The organism is Serratia sp. YWN4, from assembly GCF_055790845.1.
Map to the genome: position 1 here is coordinate 3,180,219 of NZ_CM147696.1, position 14,602 is coordinate 3,194,820.

At 54.7% G+C, this 14,602-nt stretch carries 14 protein-coding genes; 6 read left to right on the top strand and 8 right to left on the bottom strand.

What is annotated here, in order from left to right; translation table 11 throughout:
* Positions 1 to 79: 79 nt before the first annotated feature.
* The 4 genes from putA to ACX9GT_RS15120 all read left to right on the top strand — a co-directional run bounded on the left by putA (position 80) and on the right by ACX9GT_RS15120 (position 6,030).
* Complete coding sequence (gene putA / locus ACX9GT_RS15105; protein WP_473187553.1) at positions 80 to 4,051, top strand: trifunctional transcriptional regulator/proline dehydrogenase/L-glutamate gamma-semialdehyde dehydrogenase; 3,972 nt, start codon at positions 80 to 82, stop codon at positions 4,049 to 4,051.
* A 275-nt stretch (positions 4,052 to 4,326) separates the two neighbouring features.
* Positions 4,327 to 4,995, top strand: coding sequence for a CsgG/HfaB family protein (locus ACX9GT_RS15110; RefSeq protein ID WP_473187554.1), 669 nt, complete (start codon positions 4,327 to 4,329; stop codon positions 4,993 to 4,995).
* Positions 4,996 to 5,014: 19 nt separating this feature from the next.
* The gene (locus ACX9GT_RS15115; RefSeq protein ID WP_473187555.1) at positions 5,015 to 5,377 is read left to right on the top strand and encodes a DUF4810 domain-containing protein; all 363 of its coding nucleotides are present in this window, start codon (positions 5,015 to 5,017) and stop codon (positions 5,375 to 5,377) included.
* The gene (locus ACX9GT_RS15120; protein ID WP_473187556.1) at positions 5,374 to 6,030 is read left to right on the top strand and encodes a DUF799 domain-containing protein; all 657 of its coding nucleotides are present in this window, start codon (positions 5,374 to 5,376) and stop codon (positions 6,028 to 6,030) included. The genes ACX9GT_RS15115 and ACX9GT_RS15120 overlap by 4 nt, the downstream gene beginning before the upstream one ends.
* 62 nt (positions 6,031 to 6,092) lie before the next feature.
* Here the strand turns inward: ACX9GT_RS15120 and ACX9GT_RS15125 are convergent, their stop codons facing one another.
* Positions 6,093 to 6,722: a TetR/AcrR family transcriptional regulator gene (locus ACX9GT_RS15125; protein WP_473187557.1), complete on the bottom strand. Its 630-nt coding sequence runs from the start codon at positions 6,720 to 6,722 to the stop codon at positions 6,093 to 6,095.
* A 201-nt stretch (positions 6,723 to 6,923) separates the two neighbouring features.
* Here ACX9GT_RS15125 and ACX9GT_RS15130 point away from each other — a divergent pair, with 201 nt between their 5' ends.
* Positions 6,924 to 7,178, top strand: a complete 255-nt coding sequence (locus ACX9GT_RS15130; protein WP_473187558.1) for a YdgH/BhsA/McbA family protein — start codon at positions 6,924 to 6,926, stop codon at positions 7,176 to 7,178.
* Positions 7,179 to 7,201: 23 nt separating this feature from the next.
* On the top strand, positions 7,202 to 8,140 hold the full coding sequence (locus tag ACX9GT_RS15135; protein WP_473187559.1) for an NAD(P)H-dependent flavin oxidoreductase: 939 nt from the start codon (positions 7,202 to 7,204) through the stop codon (positions 8,138 to 8,140).
* Positions 8,141 to 8,204: 64 nt separating this feature from the next.
* On the opposite strand, the gene tcyN is transcribed toward ACX9GT_RS15135, so the two are convergent.
* The 7 genes from tcyN to ACX9GT_RS15170 all read right to left on the bottom strand — a co-directional run bounded on the left by tcyN (position 8,205) and on the right by ACX9GT_RS15170 (position 14,518).
* Entirely contained in the window at positions 8,205 to 8,957 is a 753-nt protein-coding gene (gene tcyN / locus ACX9GT_RS15140; protein ID WP_473187560.1) for an L-cystine ABC transporter ATP-binding protein TcyN, read from the bottom strand.
* Between the two features lie 3 nt (positions 8,958 to 8,960).
* Positions 8,961 to 9,623, bottom strand: a complete 663-nt coding sequence (tcyL, locus tag ACX9GT_RS15145; RefSeq protein ID WP_473187561.1) for a cystine ABC transporter permease — start codon at positions 9,621 to 9,623, stop codon at positions 8,961 to 8,963.
* A complete protein-coding gene (gene tcyJ / locus ACX9GT_RS15150) occupies positions 9,623 to 10,423 on the bottom strand; it encodes a cystine ABC transporter substrate-binding protein (protein ID WP_473187562.1) in 801 nt (266 codons plus the stop codon). The genes tcyL and tcyJ overlap by 1 nt, the downstream gene beginning before the upstream one ends.
* Before the next feature lie 154 nt (positions 10,424 to 10,577).
* Positions 10,578 to 11,564 carry a D-cysteine desulfhydrase gene (locus ACX9GT_RS15155; RefSeq protein ID WP_473187563.1) on the bottom strand — a complete coding sequence of 329 codons (987 nt, stop codon included), beginning with the start codon at positions 11,562 to 11,564 and terminating at the stop codon, positions 10,578 to 10,580.
* Positions 11,565 to 11,757: 193 nt separating this feature from the next.
* The gene (gene fliZ, locus ACX9GT_RS15160; RefSeq protein ID WP_473187564.1) at positions 11,758 to 12,267 is read right to left on the bottom strand and encodes a flagella biosynthesis regulatory protein FliZ; all 510 of its coding nucleotides are present in this window, start codon (positions 12,265 to 12,267) and stop codon (positions 11,758 to 11,760) included.
* Between the two features lie 53 nt (positions 12,268 to 12,320).
* Positions 12,321 to 13,043 (bottom strand): RNA polymerase sigma factor FliA, encoded by a 723-nt coding sequence (locus ACX9GT_RS15165; protein WP_473187565.1) that lies wholly within the window; start codon positions 13,041 to 13,043, stop codon positions 12,321 to 12,323.
* A gap of 221 nt (positions 13,044 to 13,264) precedes the next feature.
* Positions 13,265 to 14,518, bottom strand: a complete 1,254-nt coding sequence (locus ACX9GT_RS15170) for a FliC/FljB family flagellin (RefSeq protein WP_473187566.1) — start codon at positions 14,516 to 14,518, stop codon at positions 13,265 to 13,267.
* Positions 14,519 to 14,602 lie beyond the last annotated feature (84 nt).

The window sequence follows — 14,602 nt, forward strand, 5'->3', positions numbered from 1 at the left end:
GAACCTATCCCAGCAGGCTTATCTGCACAGGGTTTATCAACCTGCTGGGATAGGTTCTACACACAGGAGTTGGATTGGCATGGCCACTACCACCATGGGCGTAAAGCTTGATGAAGCCACACGTGACCGGATTAAAAACGCGGCACAACGCATTGATCGCACACCGCACTGGCTAATCAAGCAAGCCATTTTTAATTACCTCGAGCGCCTCGAAAGCGGTTCCGATATTCCCGAACTCCCGGCGCTCGCCGCTGCCGGGCTGGCCGAAGCGGACGACATTATGCCGCAAACCTACGAAGAGTCCCATCAGCCATTCCTGGAATTTGCCGAGCAGATCCTGCCGCAGTCCGTGAGCCGCGCTGCCATTACCGCCGCCTATCGCCGCCCGGAAACCGAAGCAGTGCCGATGCTGCTTGAGCAGGCACGCTTACCGGCCGATCTGGCCCAGGCCACCCACAAACTGGCGTATGGCATTGCCGAGAAGATGCGCAACCAGAAAACGGCCATCGGCCGCGCCGGTATGGTGCAAGGGTTGCTACAGGAGTTTTCGCTGTCTTCACAGGAAGGCGTGGCACTGATGTGCCTGGCGGAAGCGCTGCTGCGTATCCCAGACAAACCAACGCGCGATGCATTAATCCGCGACAAAATCAGCAACGGCAACTGGCATTCACACCTTGGCCGCAGCCCATCGCTGTTCGTTAACGCGACAACCTGGGGTTTGTTATTCACCGGTAAGCTGGTGTCTACCCACAATGAAACCAACCTGTCGAGCTCGCTGAACCGGATTATCGGCAAAAGCGGTGAGCCCTTGATCCGCAAAGGCGTGGATATGGCGATGCGCCTGATGGGCGAGCAGTTTGTCACCGGTGAAACCATCGCCGAAGCGCTGGCGAACGCCCGCAAGCTGGAAGACAAAGGTTTCCGCTATTCGTATGACATGCTCGGCGAAGCGGCACTGACCGAAGCCGATGCGCAGGCGTATCTGGTTTCCTATCAGCAGGCGATCCACGCCATCGGCAAAGCCTCTAACGGCCGTGGCATCTATGAAGGCCCAGGTATTTCGATCAAACTTTCGGCCCTGCACCCGCGCTACAGCCGCGCGCAGTACGATCGCGTGATGGAAGAGCTGTATCCGCGCCTGCTGTCGCTGACCTTACAGGCGCGCCAATATGATATCGGCATCAACATTGACGCCGAAGAAGCCGATCGTCTGGAGATCTCACTCGATCTGCTGGAAAAACTGTGCTTTGAGCCGCAGTTGGCCGGTTGGAACGGCATTGGCTTCGTGATCCAGGCTTACCAGAAGCGCTGCCCGTTTGCTATTGATGCGGTTATTGATATGGCCAGCCGCAGCCGCCGTCGCCTGATGATCCGCCTGGTGAAAGGTGCTTACTGGGATAGCGAAATCAAACGCGCCCAGATGGATGGCCTGGAAGGTTATCCGGTTTATACCCGCAAGGTGTATACCGACGTTTCTTATCTGGCCTGCGCCCGTAAGCTGCTGGCGGTACCGAACCTGATTTACCCGCAGTTTGCCACCCACAACGCCCACACGCTGAGCGCCATCTACCATCTGGCCGGTAACAACTACTATCCAGGGCAGTATGAATTCCAGTGCCTGCACGGCATGGGGGAACCGCTGTACGAACAGGTGGTGGGTAAAGTGGCCGATGGCAAGCTGAACCGCCCTTGCCGTATTTACGCCCCGGTGGGTACGCATGAAACCCTGCTGGCCTATCTGGTGCGTCGTCTGCTGGAAAACGGGGCCAATACCTCGTTTGTTAACCGTATCGCCGATGCTACCTTGCCGTTGGATGAACTGGTGGCCGATCCGGTCAGCGCCGTTGAAGCGCTGGCGGCCAGCGAAGGCCAAATCGGCCTGCCGCATCCGCGCATTCCGTTGCCACAGGAGCTGTACGGCGACAAACGCGTCAACTCCAGCGGGTTGGATCTCTCCAACGAGCAACGTTTAGCTTCGCTGTCCAGCTCGTTGCTCACCAGCGCAGCGCAGCCGTGGCGTGCCGAACCGATTATTGATGCCGCTCTGGATCAGGGCGCGGAACAACCGGTGCTCAACCCTGCCGAACCGAGTGATATCGTCGGTTATGTGCGTGAAGCCACCGCAGGTGAAGTCAGCCGGGCGCTGGATGCCGCCGCCGCTGCCGGGCCAATCTGGTTTGCCACCCCGCCCACTGAACGTGCCGCCATTCTGGAGCGCGCCGCAGAGCTGATGGAAAGTCAGTTGCAGAGCCTGTTGGGCATTCTGGTGCGTGAAGCCGGTAAAACGTTTAATAACGCCATCGCCGAAGTGCGTGAAGCGGTTGATTTCCTGCACTACTACGCCGGTCAGGTGCGTGACGATTTCGCCAACGACAGCCATCGCCCGCTCGGCCCGGTGGTGTGTATCAGCCCGTGGAACTTCCCGCTGGCGATCTTCACCGGCCAGATTGCTGCCGCGCTCGCCGCAGGCAACAGCGTGCTGGCTAAACCGGCCGAACAAACCCCGCTGGTGGCCGCACAGGCGGTGCGGATCCTGCTGGAGGCCGGTATTCCTCAGGGCGTATTGCAGTTGCTGCCGGGCCAGGGTGAAACCGTGGGTTCGGTATTGGTTAACGACGCCCGCGTGCGTGGCGTAATGTTCACCGGCTCCACCGACGTGGCGGGTATTCTGCAACGCAGTATCGCTGGCCGCCTGGATCCACAGGGCCGCCCAACGCCGCTGATCGCCGAAACCGGTGGCCTGAACGCGATGATCGTCGACTCTTCCGCACTCACCGAGCAGGTAGTGACCGACGTGGTGGCTTCCGCCTTCGACAGCGCAGGTCAACGCTGTTCTGCCCTGCGCATCCTGTGTATTCAGGAGGATGTGGCGGAGCACACGCTGCAAATGCTGCGCGGAGCCATGGCCGAATGCCGCATGGGCAACCCGGAACGCCTGGCTACCGATATCGGCCCGGTGATTGATATTGAAGCCAAAACCGGCATTGAGCGCCATATTCAAGCCATGCGCGCCAAAGGCCGCAAGGTTTATCAGGCCGCCAAAGGCAACGTGCAGGATGAAAAAGAGTGGGCACGCGGCACCTTTATTAAGCCAACGCTGATCGAACTGGAAAGCTTCGATGAGTTGCAAAAAGAGATCTTTGGCCCGGTATTGCACGTAGTGCGTTATCAGCGCGCCAATCTGGACAAACTGGTTGAGCAGATCAACGCCACCGGTTATGGCCTGACGCTGGGTATTCATACGCGTATCGATGAAACCATCGCCCGCGTAACCGGCAACGCCAAAGTCGGCAACCTATACGTTAACCGCAATATGGTTGGCGCAGTGGTTGGCGTACAACCGTTTGGTGGCGAAGGCCTGTCCGGCACCGGTCCGAAAGCCGGTGGCCCGCTCTATCTGTATCGCCTGCTCGCCAGTCGCCCAATGGATGCGGTACAACGCACGCTGAATCGCCAAGACAGCGAACGCCCGTTGGAAGCCACGGCGCGCCCGGCCCTGCTGGCCGCGCATCAGGCGTTGGAACAGTGGGCCGTTGCCGAAAACCAGCCCGACCTGGTAGCGTTGGCACAGCAGTATGCCGAGCTTGGTCAAGGCGGCACCGTGCGGCCGCTGCCGGGCCCGACCGGGGAGCGCAACACTTACGCCCTGCTGCCGCGTGAACGCGTGCTGTGCCTGGCCGATAACGAGGCCGATGCGCTGATCCAGTTAGCTGCCGTGCTGGCAGTGGGCAGCCAGGTGCTGTGGCCGGAAGCCGAGTTGCAACGCACGCTGTTCCGCCGCTTGCCCGCCGCCGTGCAGGCACGCATCAGCTTCAGCAAGGACTGGCAACAGGATAAGGTGGAGTTTGATGCCGCGATCTACCACGGTGATGCCGACCAGTTACGCACCCTGTGCGAGCAGGTTGCCCAGCGCAGCGGTGCCATTGTCTCGGTGCAGGGCTTCGCCCACGGCGAAACCCATATTCTGCTGGAGCGCCTGTTGATCGAACGTTCGTTAAGCGTCAACACCGCCGCCGCGGGTGGCAACGCCAGCCTGATGACGATTGGCTAAGTTCTGCAATCAGTAAAAATCCCCAGGAGCTTAGAAAACCGAGTGACTGGGGATCGCCGAAAAGACTCATCCCGTTATGCGATAAAAATTTCATATAAAGTGCACGGCGTTATCCTTTAAGAAACATCTTTCTGGTAGGATGTGCGCCGTGAAACTATCACGTTTACCAAAACATACTGATACCTCACTTAAATATACATTAGCTAAATAACTCTCTTGTAATTATACATGGGGAGTATTTCCCGACTTGATCATCATGGAGAGATTTCATTTCGATGAAAAAATCACTCATTATTTGTTCTCTTACCCTAACCAGCCTATTGGCAGGTTGTGCTTCAGAGTCTTCTCGTTCGCTCGAAGTACCCAAGGTCGCCTCCTACAATACAACTTATCAAGGTGTGCGTAGCCCAATCGCTGTCGGCAAATTTGATAACCGCTCCAGCTATATGAACGGTGTTTTTTCCGATGGCGTTGATCGCCTGGGCAACCAGTCAAAAACCATCCTGATCACCCATCTGCAACAAACTGGCCGCTTCAACGTACTGGATCGCGCCAATATGGATGAATTGAAAGCCGAAGCGGGTATTAAAGGCCAGCAACAAACCCTGAAAGGCGCAAGCTATGTGATCACTGGCGATGTCACCGAGTTCGGTCGCAAGGAAGTGGGCGATCAGCAACTGTGGGGCATTCTGGGGCGCGGTAAATCCCAGGTTGCTTATGCCAAAGTCAATCTGAACGTGGTTAACGTGCAAACCTCTGAAGTTGTTTACTCCAGCCAAGGCGCAGGGGAATACAGCCTGTCGAACCGCGAAGTCATCGGTTTTGGCGGCACGGCAAGCTACGACTCAACCTTGAACGGCAAAGTGCTGGACTTGGCCGTGCGCGAAGCGGTTAACAACCTGGTTGCAGGGATTGAAAGTGGTGCATGGCGCCCAGCCAACTAACGGATTATAAAAAAGAATCATGATGATTAATAAAAAAATTGGCGGAGTGCTGCTGGCAGCCACTCTGCTGGGTGGTTGTGCTACGCCCGAAAAACCTCTTTACAACTGGGATGGTTACCAGAAGACGGTATACCAATATTATCAGCAGGACGCTTCCAGCCCGGAAGAGCAGATCGCCTCGTTAAAAGAGATCCTCGAAAAATCTCGCGCGAAAGGTCAGGCCGTACCACCGGGTTTACATGCTCATCTCGGTATGCTGTACGTGAAAACCGGCAGAACCGAACTGGCAATGGCTGAATTCAATACCGAAAAATCACTGTTCCCAGAATCAGCACCGTTTATGGATTTCCTGATGAGCAAAGATAAAGGGAGTTTCAAATGAAACGTGCATTAGGTCTTTTGGCGGCGGTTGCCGTACTGCTGCTGGCGGGTTGCGCCAAGAAAGCCCCTTACGACTACGCAGCCTTCCACGCCAGCAAGCCAAAGTCGATTCTGGTACTGCCGCCGATCAGTCAGTCTCCTGATATCAAAGCCAGTCACAGCGTACTTTCTAGCGCTACCTTGCCGCTGGCAGAAGCGGGCTACTACGTGCTGCCCGTCGCCGTCGTGGAAGAAACCTTCCAGCAGAATGGTTTGACCAATGCCAACGATATCCGTGCGGTCAGCACCCAGAAGCTGCATAAGATCTTCGGCGCTGACGCCGTGCTGTACCTGGATGTGACCCAATACGGCACCAGCTATATCGTGATCGACAGTGAAACCCGCGTCACCGTCAATGCCAAACTGGTCGATCTGCGTACCGGTAAACAGTTGTGGGCGGGCAGCGCTACCGCCTCCAGCAACGAGAACAACAACAATTCCGGTGGCGGTCTTGTTGGGATGCTGATTACTGCGGCTGTTGCACAGGTCGTTAATACCATCAGCGACAAAGGATACGATATTGGTGCCATTACCAATACGCGTCTGCTTGCCGCCGGGCAAGATGGCGGTATCCTTTATGGCCCGCGTTCACCTAAATACGCCAGTCAGCGCTAGTTAAAAGTCAGGCAGCCGTCTGGCTGCCTTTTCACCAATCGCAGTTCACTCCCTGCCCCGCTTTAGGCAGCAGAAATCGCTTGCCACTGACTCATAAAGATATCCACCAGCCCGGAAAGTTCGTCTCGGGTTGCGCCATTGCGCGCCTGCACTGACATACCCTGAATAACGTTAACGATATACTTCCCTAATAAAGCACAATTCGTGTTACCCGGAAGTTCTCCTTTGCCAACACGGCATTCGAGGCATTCAATCACCTTTTTTTCGGCGGAATTTCGCTGCTGGCTAAGTTGGTGGAATAACGCGTCATCCGTGGCAGACATACCAAAGGTTGCTGCCACCATAAAACAGCCGGGAGGCATCTCGGCGTCAGTGAACCATTCAACGCTCGCACGCAGCAGTTGTTCAACCACCTGCGGTAATGGCAGTTGGTCCTGATCGAGGATCGCATCTCTGGCCTGGCCGTAAGTCGCCAGATATTTTTCCACCGCCGCGCAAAATAGCCCCTCTTTGCTGCCGAACTCTGCGTACAGCGAAGAAGGCTTGGTTCCCGTGCTTTCAATCAATTCAGACATCGACGTAGGCTCATAGCCAAAGCGCCAGAACAGGTTCATCGCCTTTTCCAGTACGCTATCGCGATCAAATTTTTTCGGTCTGCCGCGCACGCTCACCTCTTTTAGATTTTTACTCATCTCCACGGCTCCTGAACCCTTGATGGAACGATCATGATAAAGCCTTACCCTGAGAACAAGCGCTATTCTAAATTAAAATAATGATCATTACAAAAAATTATTGCACAAGCCTGATTCTTCACGTAGGGTTTAAATAGCAAACGTTACAAAAATAGAAAAGTAACACATCTTGCTGTTTTAACTATCAAAAGGATATTTCACATGAAAAAAACCACCGTAAACCTGGCCATTGCCGCCTGCCTGTTCTCAGCCTCGGCTTTGGCGGCACAACCGCAACAGACACAGCCGCAAAATATGCAACGCGTGGGTAGCGTGACGGTTTCAGCGATGACAACGCTGAGCGAGGTTGAAAAGAACATTGCACAACAAGCTAAAGCAAAAAACGCCAGCCACTACAGAATTATTTCTGTCTCCGGCAATAACAAACTTCATGCCAGCGCCGTGATTTACCGCTGATTAATTGTCATGTGAGGAATGAAATGATGAGACTACAGACATTGTTAGGTATCGATACGCCGGTGATTCAAGCCTCTATGGTGTGGCTAAACTCGGCAGAGCTTGCGGCAGCGGTATCCAACGCCGGGGGATTAGGGGTTTTAGGGCCGAATGCCGGGCGAAAAGTGGCAGATGGCGGGATCGCTAAAACCACAGAGGATTTTCGTCAGGAAATATCAAAAACTCGAGCATTAACGGATAAACCCTTTGCCGTTAACTACCTGCTGCCGATTGAGGGCGTCGAGATCAGCTTTCACTATGCTGAACCGTTGCTGGAAGTGATCCTGCAAGAAAATATTAATATCGTCATTACCAGCGGCAAAGATATCACCAAAGGTGAGAAGTACATCCGCAGGCTGAAAGAGGCCGGTATTATCGTGATTCACCGCGAAATTTCACCAACGGTTGAGAACTCGATACTGGCAGAAAAAATGGGGGTGGACGCGATTATCATCACCGGGCATGAGGCCGGGGGCCACCTGAGCGAACACCGCATCAGTACTCTGGCCCTGCTGCCTCAGGTCACCGATGTGGTCAAGATCCCGGTGATTGCCGCAGGCGGCATCTATAACCAGAAAACGGCAAAAGCCGCCACGGCCATGGGCGCTGCGGGGGTCTATGTGGGCACGCGTTTTATCACCACCTTTGAATCACCGGCCAGCCTCAACACCAAAGAGGCGATTGTTAACGTTTTGTCTGAGGATCTGATCGAGATTAATACTCCGGCAGGAGATGTGCGCGTTATCGCCACCGAGAGCATCCGCGCTGGGCGAGGAGACAGTGAGGTTGGCATCATCAAGAAAGGCATGCTGGACGGCGATCACCAGCACGGCGTGATCACCGTTTCCGAATCAGCGGGAGGCATTGAAAAGATCAGCAGCGCAAAAGACGTGGTCTGTGAGCTTTCTTACGCGTTTGATTAACAGTAAAACGCCCCCAACCAAAAGGAAGGGGGCGCTTCATTTCCTGCCAGATCAAAACCGCTGGCTACTGATTAAGAAACTTATCCAGAAACTGTTTGGTACGCTGATGCTGCGGGTTGGCGAACAGCTCTTTCGCTGACCCCTGCTCAACAATGCGGCCGTGATCCATAAAGATGGCGCGATCGGCAACGTCGCGGGCAAAGCTCATTTCGTGCGTCACAATCACCATGGTGCGCTTCTCTTCTGCCAGCGCGCGAATGGTGTTGAGCACCTCGCCCACCAGTTCTGGATCGAGCGCCGAGGTCGGTTCATCAAACAGAATCACCGCCGGTTGCATCGCCAACGCGCGGGCAATCGCCACGCGCTGCTGCTGGCCACCGGAAAGGCGTTTAGGGTAAGCCTGCTCTTTGCCGCTCAGCCCAACCTTGGCCAACAATGCGCGGGCACGTTCTTCTGCAATGGCTTTCGTCTCCCCTTTAACAATCACCGGCCCTTCAATGATGTTCTCCAGCACCGAACGGTGCGGAAACAGGTTGAAGCTCTGGAAGACAAACCCCACCTGCTGGCGCAGCGCGCGTACCTGATGTTTCTGCTTACTCAGCGGGCGCGAACCGTCAATCTCGATATCCCCCACGCGGATAGTGCCCGATTCAGGCACTTCCAGCAGGTTGATGCTACGCAGCAAAGTGGTTTTGCCGGAACCGCTTGGCCCGATAATCGCCACCACTTCGCCGGAGTTCACCTCAAGATCGATACCGTGCAGCACCGTGTTCCCTTTGAACTGCTTGACCAACTGCTTTACTTCAATGGCACTCATCGGTTACTCCTGATCCTGACGGTTAACGTGCGCTTCCAGGCGATTTTGCAGCGCAGAAAGCAAGGTTGCCATCACCCAGTAGATCAGCGATGCCACCAGATACATAGCGAATACCTCAAGCGTGCGTGAGGTGATCAACTGCGCCTGCCGGAACAGCTCCGGCACCTGGATGGTCGCCGCCAGCGAAGTATCCTTGACCAGCCCGATGAAGCTGTTACCCAGCGGTGGCAACGCGGTGCGTGCGGCCTGCGGCAGGATCACCCGGCGCATCGTCTGCCACGGCGTCATGCCAATACTGGCAGCCGCTTCCCACTGCCCTTTGTCGATCGAGGAGATCGCCGCACGCAGGGTTTCAGAAGTATAAGCCGCGGTATTGAGCGAAAGGCCAATCAGCGCCGCCGGGAACGGATCCAGCTCAATGCCAAACTGCGGCAGACCGTAATAGATCATAAACAGTTGGGCGATCAGCGGAGTGCCACGGAACAGCGAGACATAAATGCGAGATAACCAGGACACCGGCCACAACGGCGAAAGGCGCATCAGCGCCAACAGAAAACCAAGCATTAACCCCAGTGCCATGCCCCCCAAGCTGAGCTGGAGAGTCAACAGGGCACCTTTTAATAAAAATGGCGCTGAATCCAGCGCCAGTTGAATACTCTCATGCATTATTTAGTTACGTCCGCGCCAAACCATTTTTCAGAGATCTTCGCCAACGTACCGTCTTTCTGCATTTCGGCAATGGCCTGATTGATGGCGACCAGCAGTTCCGGGTTGTTTTTACGCACCGCAACACCCGCTTCCTGGCGGGAGAATGCCGAACCGGCAACGGCCAGCGTATCGCTGGTTTTCTTCACCAGATCCAACGCCGCCAGACGATCGACCAGAATGGCATCAATACGGCCTACGCGCAGATCCTGATATTTGGTCGGGTCATCATCATAGGTGCGCACATCGACGCCCTGCACATTTTCACGCAGCCATTGCTCGTAGTTAGTGCCCAGGCCAACCCCGACTTTCTTGCCTTTTAGATCATCAGCCTTGGTGATTTTGCCTTCGTTACCCTTTTTCACCAGCGCCTGAATACCGGAAACGGTATAAGGCGTTGAGAAATCATATTTTTTCTTACGATCGTCGGAGATCGTAACCTGGTTAATCACCACGTCGATGCGCTTGGATTCCAGCGAAGCCAGCATGCCATCCCATTTGGTTGGATTCAGCTTGGCCTTCACACCCAGGCGCTCTGCCAGCGCATTGGCGAAGTCCACTTCAAAACCGGCGAGTTTGCCGTCTTCACCCTGGAAGCTGAACGGTGGATAGGTGCCTTCCAGCCCAACAATCAGCGTACCGCGATGTTTAACCTGATCGAGCAGGTTATCAGCCGCATAGGTTTTCACGTTCAACCCGGTGACCAGCGCAACAGCCATCACGCCCAGCAGGCATTGACGACGGATTTTAGAAAAGACCATAGACACCCCATCAGTTGTTTATCTTTTTTGATATCAAGACGTTAACAGTCACTTTGACTGCATAAAGGAATATAAATTAATAAATATAGTTCAAAGTGGAATATATCAACATTCTGCGTAAAACGGATATATCCCCGATGAGGTATACCTCATCTCACACCTGTGGGTGATAAGCAAACAGCGCCGGAGCCCCACCGGTATGAATAAACAGGATCGGGCCTTCGTCGCGGAAACGCTTCTGGGCGATACCGTCAATCAAGCCAGCCATGGCTTTGCCGGTATAAACCGGATCGAGCAGCACCCCTTCCTGCTGCGCCAGCAGTTGCACTGCCGCCATGCCTTCATCGTTCGGCATGCCGTATTGCGGCGCAAAATAGTCGTCCCACAGGGTGATCGGTGCCAACTCATCAATGCCCAGCGAACACGCCAGTGCTTGCTGAATTTGCTCCACCTTCGGCAACTGATCGATCACTTTGCGTGAAACGGTCACACCAATCAGTTCGCTTTCCGGCAACAGCTGTTGCAGACCAACGGCCAAACCGGCGTGAGTTCCTGCGCTGCCAGAGGCCACGACGATCGAACTGAATGCTGTCTTGCCGCGTTGTGCAGCAATTTCCAGGGCACATTGCACATAGCCCAATGCCCCCAGCGCATTAGATCCCCCGACCGGTACCACATAAGGCCGGAACCCCTGCGCTTCCAGGCGCGTCGCCAAATCCGCCAGCTGTGTCTGCGGATCGTGCAAGGCATCGCACATCACCACATCCACGTTGAACAGATCGAGCAGCAGGCGGTTACCGTTGCTGAGGTAGTTTTCCGCTTGGGTATCAATCGGATTTTCCAGCAGCGCCACGCAGTGCAGGCCCAGTTTGGCTGCCACGGCAGCCGTCTGGCGCACGTGGTTTGACTGAATAGCACCGGCGGTAACCAAAGTATCGGCCCCCAGGCGCAACGCGTCGGCGGCCAAAAATTCCAATTTTCTCAGCTTGTTACCGCCCATCGCCATCGGCGTGACATCGTCACGTTTGATGTAGATTTCGCGACCGAGATAATCAGAAAGGCGAGATAACTTTTCGAGCGGTGTGGCTGAGCCAACCAAATCCAGGCGCGGGAACTGCGCCAGTTGCTGTTGCAGATTCACAACTTCCCCCAGGGAATAAAAATAACGGCATCCAAAGCATAGATTTATCAGATGTGCTCTGAATAATCACTCTTTATTCGTGGTGGGAGGTAATGCGGTAATGATCTGATCGGAAACAAAATAACGCAGTATAACCCCCGTTCGCCAACCGGCACTCGCAGAGCCCACCAGATGGGCTTTGAGCTCTCAGCTATCAGTAACTCTTTTGCCAGGCCAGATACTGATCGTATTTGCGCAGCGCGATGCGGTAGTTGGCGTGCGCCGCCGATGGCAGATCGTCAACAATACGCTGGTGGCTGATCCCCTTGGCAAACTGCTCGGTAGGATAGTTGTGTGCCACCAGCATTTCATCCAACCGACGCAGGCGCACCACGTATTCGCGGATCGTGCTGTGGCTCATCTCGGTCTGTTCAAACAGATACTGCTTAAACGCCATAATATCGAAGTAGCTGGGATCGCTGTTATACGCGATTTCGCTACAGAAACGGCATAGCGCCATCAGTTCGCGTTGCAGATTGAACCAGACCTGCTCGTCAATCTGCTGATCCATTCTGGCGATGGCTTCTTTACTGATAATTTTCCCACGAAACACCAGCGCTATGCGCTCAAGCACCTTAGCGCACTGAGAACAGTGGGTCTGGCTGTGTTTATAATCTTTCAGGTAGCGGCTGAGCGGCCGCTTTTTCGACAGTATTCCTGGCATAGTTTGCAATCCGTTTCAGACATCAGGTTGAAAGACAGCGGGCTGCATCAACGTCAAACATCATTGGCCAGGCGCGCGCGTAGGCGTTTGATCGCCTGGCTGTGCAACTGGCTGACTCGTGATTCGCCCACATTGAGCACTGCACCAATCTCCTTCAGGTTCAACTCTTCCTGGTAATACAGCGTCAGCACCATTTTTTCGCGTTCCGGCAGCGCCTCAATGGCATCCACTACCCGCTGGCGCAGATTGCCCTCCAGCAATTGATGCAGCGGATTGCCCTCTTCATGCCCTGCCAGCACTGCCTCCAGGCTATCGCCATGTTCTTCCCGCCATTCATCGTAAGAAAAGAGCTGGCTGTTGTTGGTGTCCAATAGGATCTGACGATACTCATCCAAGGGAATCTCCAGCACCTGGGCGACTTCCCTCTCACTGGCCGGGCGGCCATGCCGCTGTTCCAGTTGCTGCATCACTTTTAACACTTCACGGGCATTGCGCCGCACGCTGCGTGGTACCCAGTCGCGGCTGCGCAGTTCGTCAAGCATTGCTCCCCGGATACGTTGCACTGCGTAGGTGGTGAAAGCCGCTCCTTGCAGGGCGTCGTAGCGTTCAACGGCGTTCAGCAGCCCTATTCCCCCGGCTTGCAGCAGATCGTCGAGCTCCACGCTGGCGGGCAGCCTGACCTGTAGGCGTAGCGCCTCGTGGCGTACCAGCGGAACGTAGCGCTGCCAGAGAAAATTTTTGTCCATGACGCCTTCGGCGGTATACAGATCGCTCACGATGTCTAAACCTGCAAATCAGAGGGTCATATCCATTATCCACAGGGGCGAAATACCAATCGGTAGAACAACCGTATAAAACCGGCTTTATTTGTGTCATGCAGGCTAACGCTGGCGAGTTGGCATAAAAAAACACCCTGTCAGCGTACCGCTTACAGGGTGGGGGTGACCATCTCATTAACCCCGCTAAAAGCGCGGGGTGATAAGATAGGGAAGATCGATTAACGCAGCAGGCTCAATACGTTCTGAGTTGACTGGTTGGCCTGTGCTAACACCGACGTCCCCGCCTGTTGCAGGATGTTGGCGCGGCTCATGTTAGACACTTCGGTCGCGTAGTCAGCATCCTGAATGCGGGATTGGGAAGACGACAGGTTATTCACGGTACTGTTCAGGTTATTGATCACCGAATCGAAACGGTTCTGTACCGCACCCAGAGAAGAACGCAGGGAATCCACCTGAGAAAGCGCTTTATCCAGCGTCGCCAGCGGATCGGCCGTTTTGGACTGGGCAGACTGCTGAGCACCTTTGGTCACTGCGCCCGATGCATCAACAGTCGCGCTGAAGTATGTGTCGTTACCATCAGCATCTTTACCTTTGACCATATATCCTGCTTTGCCCGTCGCATCGGTATAGCTATGCAGTGCATCAGTCCCACTCAGGCCGCTGACGGTGGTGTTACCCACTTTGACCTGAGCCACTTCAGCCATATCGGTGGTCGTTTTAGAAGTGGCGGTAGTAGAGCTCCAAGCCACTTTTCCATCTGAACCAACAGTAGCATCATAGATGCCGCCATCGGAAGATTTTACGAAGTAGTCGCTGCCCACAGCGTACAATTTACCATCACTGGTTTTTGCCGCAGCGTTGCCATCAGCCTGGATAGACGGAGCGCCCATCTTATCAATAGCAGTCAGTGCGGTAGCGCCAACCTTGCTGGTATCAATGCCATCAGCAACGCTGAACTTATCCAAGCCTAGCGTTTTGGCATTGATATTTTCCAGACTGATATCAATGGTTTCACCATCGTTAGCGCCCACCTGAATGGTCAGTTTCTGATCGCTGCTCAGTACTTTCACGCCGTTAAAGTCGGTCTGTGCGGAGATGCGGTTGATCTCGTTCAGGCGCTGTGAGATTTCATCCTGGATCGACTGCAAGTCACTGGAAGAGTTGGAGCCGTTCTGCGCCTGCACGGTCAAACGACGGATGTTCTGCAGGTTGTTGTTCACCTCGTTCAGCGCGCCTTCGGTGGTCTGCGCCAGAGAGATACCGTCGTTAGCATTACGGGAAGCCTGAGTCAGCCCCTTGATATTCGCGGTGAAGCGGTTTGAAATCGCCTGACCTGCCGCATCATCCTTCGCGCTGTTGATACGCAAACCAGAAGATAGACGCTCAATCGCCGTACCCAGGGCAGATTGAGATTTATTCAGGTTATTCTGCGCCATCAGCGACAGGCTGTTGGTATTAATGACTTGTGCCATAGTTTGCTTTCCTTACGAATCAGCTGCGATATTCCCGTCATACTTCAAGTTGGTTGGGTGTTGGCTGCGCTCTGTCGCCTACAA

Bases quoted from the DNA above. Each gene is read 5' to 3' on its own strand.
- putA (WP_473187553.1), top strand. From the start codon at position 80: ATGGCCACTACCACCATGGGCGTAAAGCTTGATGAAGCCACACGTGAC.
- ACX9GT_RS15110 (WP_473187554.1), top strand. From the start codon at position 4,327: ATGAAAAAATCACTCATTATTTGTTCTCTTACCCTAACCAGCCTATTG.
- ACX9GT_RS15115 (WP_473187555.1), top strand. From the start codon at position 5,015: ATGATGATTAATAAAAAAATTGGCGGAGTGCTGCTGGCAGCCACTCTG.
- ACX9GT_RS15120 (WP_473187556.1), top strand. From the start codon at position 5,374: ATGAAACGTGCATTAGGTCTTTTGGCGGCGGTTGCCGTACTGCTGCTG.
- ACX9GT_RS15125 (WP_473187557.1), bottom strand. From the start codon at position 6,722: ATGAGTAAAAATCTAAAAGAGGTGAGCGTGCGCGGCAGACCGAAAAAA.
- ACX9GT_RS15130 (WP_473187558.1), top strand. From the start codon at position 6,924: ATGAAAAAAACCACCGTAAACCTGGCCATTGCCGCCTGCCTGTTCTCA.
- ACX9GT_RS15135 (WP_473187559.1), top strand. From the start codon at position 7,202: ATGATGAGACTACAGACATTGTTAGGTATCGATACGCCGGTGATTCAA.
- tcyN (WP_473187560.1), bottom strand. From the start codon at position 8,957: ATGAGTGCCATTGAAGTAAAGCAGTTGGTCAAGCAGTTCAAAGGGAAC.
- tcyL (WP_473187561.1), bottom strand. From the start codon at position 9,623: ATGCATGAGAGTATTCAACTGGCGCTGGATTCAGCGCCATTTTTATTA.
- tcyJ (WP_473187562.1), bottom strand. From the start codon at position 10,423: ATGGTCTTTTCTAAAATCCGTCGTCAATGCCTGCTGGGCGTGATGGCT.
- fliZ (WP_473187564.1), bottom strand. From the start codon at position 12,267: ATGCCAGGAATACTGTCGAAAAAGCGGCCGCTCAGCCGCTACCTGAAA.
- ACX9GT_RS15170 (WP_473187566.1), bottom strand. From the start codon at position 14,518: ATGGCACAAGTCATTAATACCAACAGCCTGTCGCTGATGGCGCAGAAT.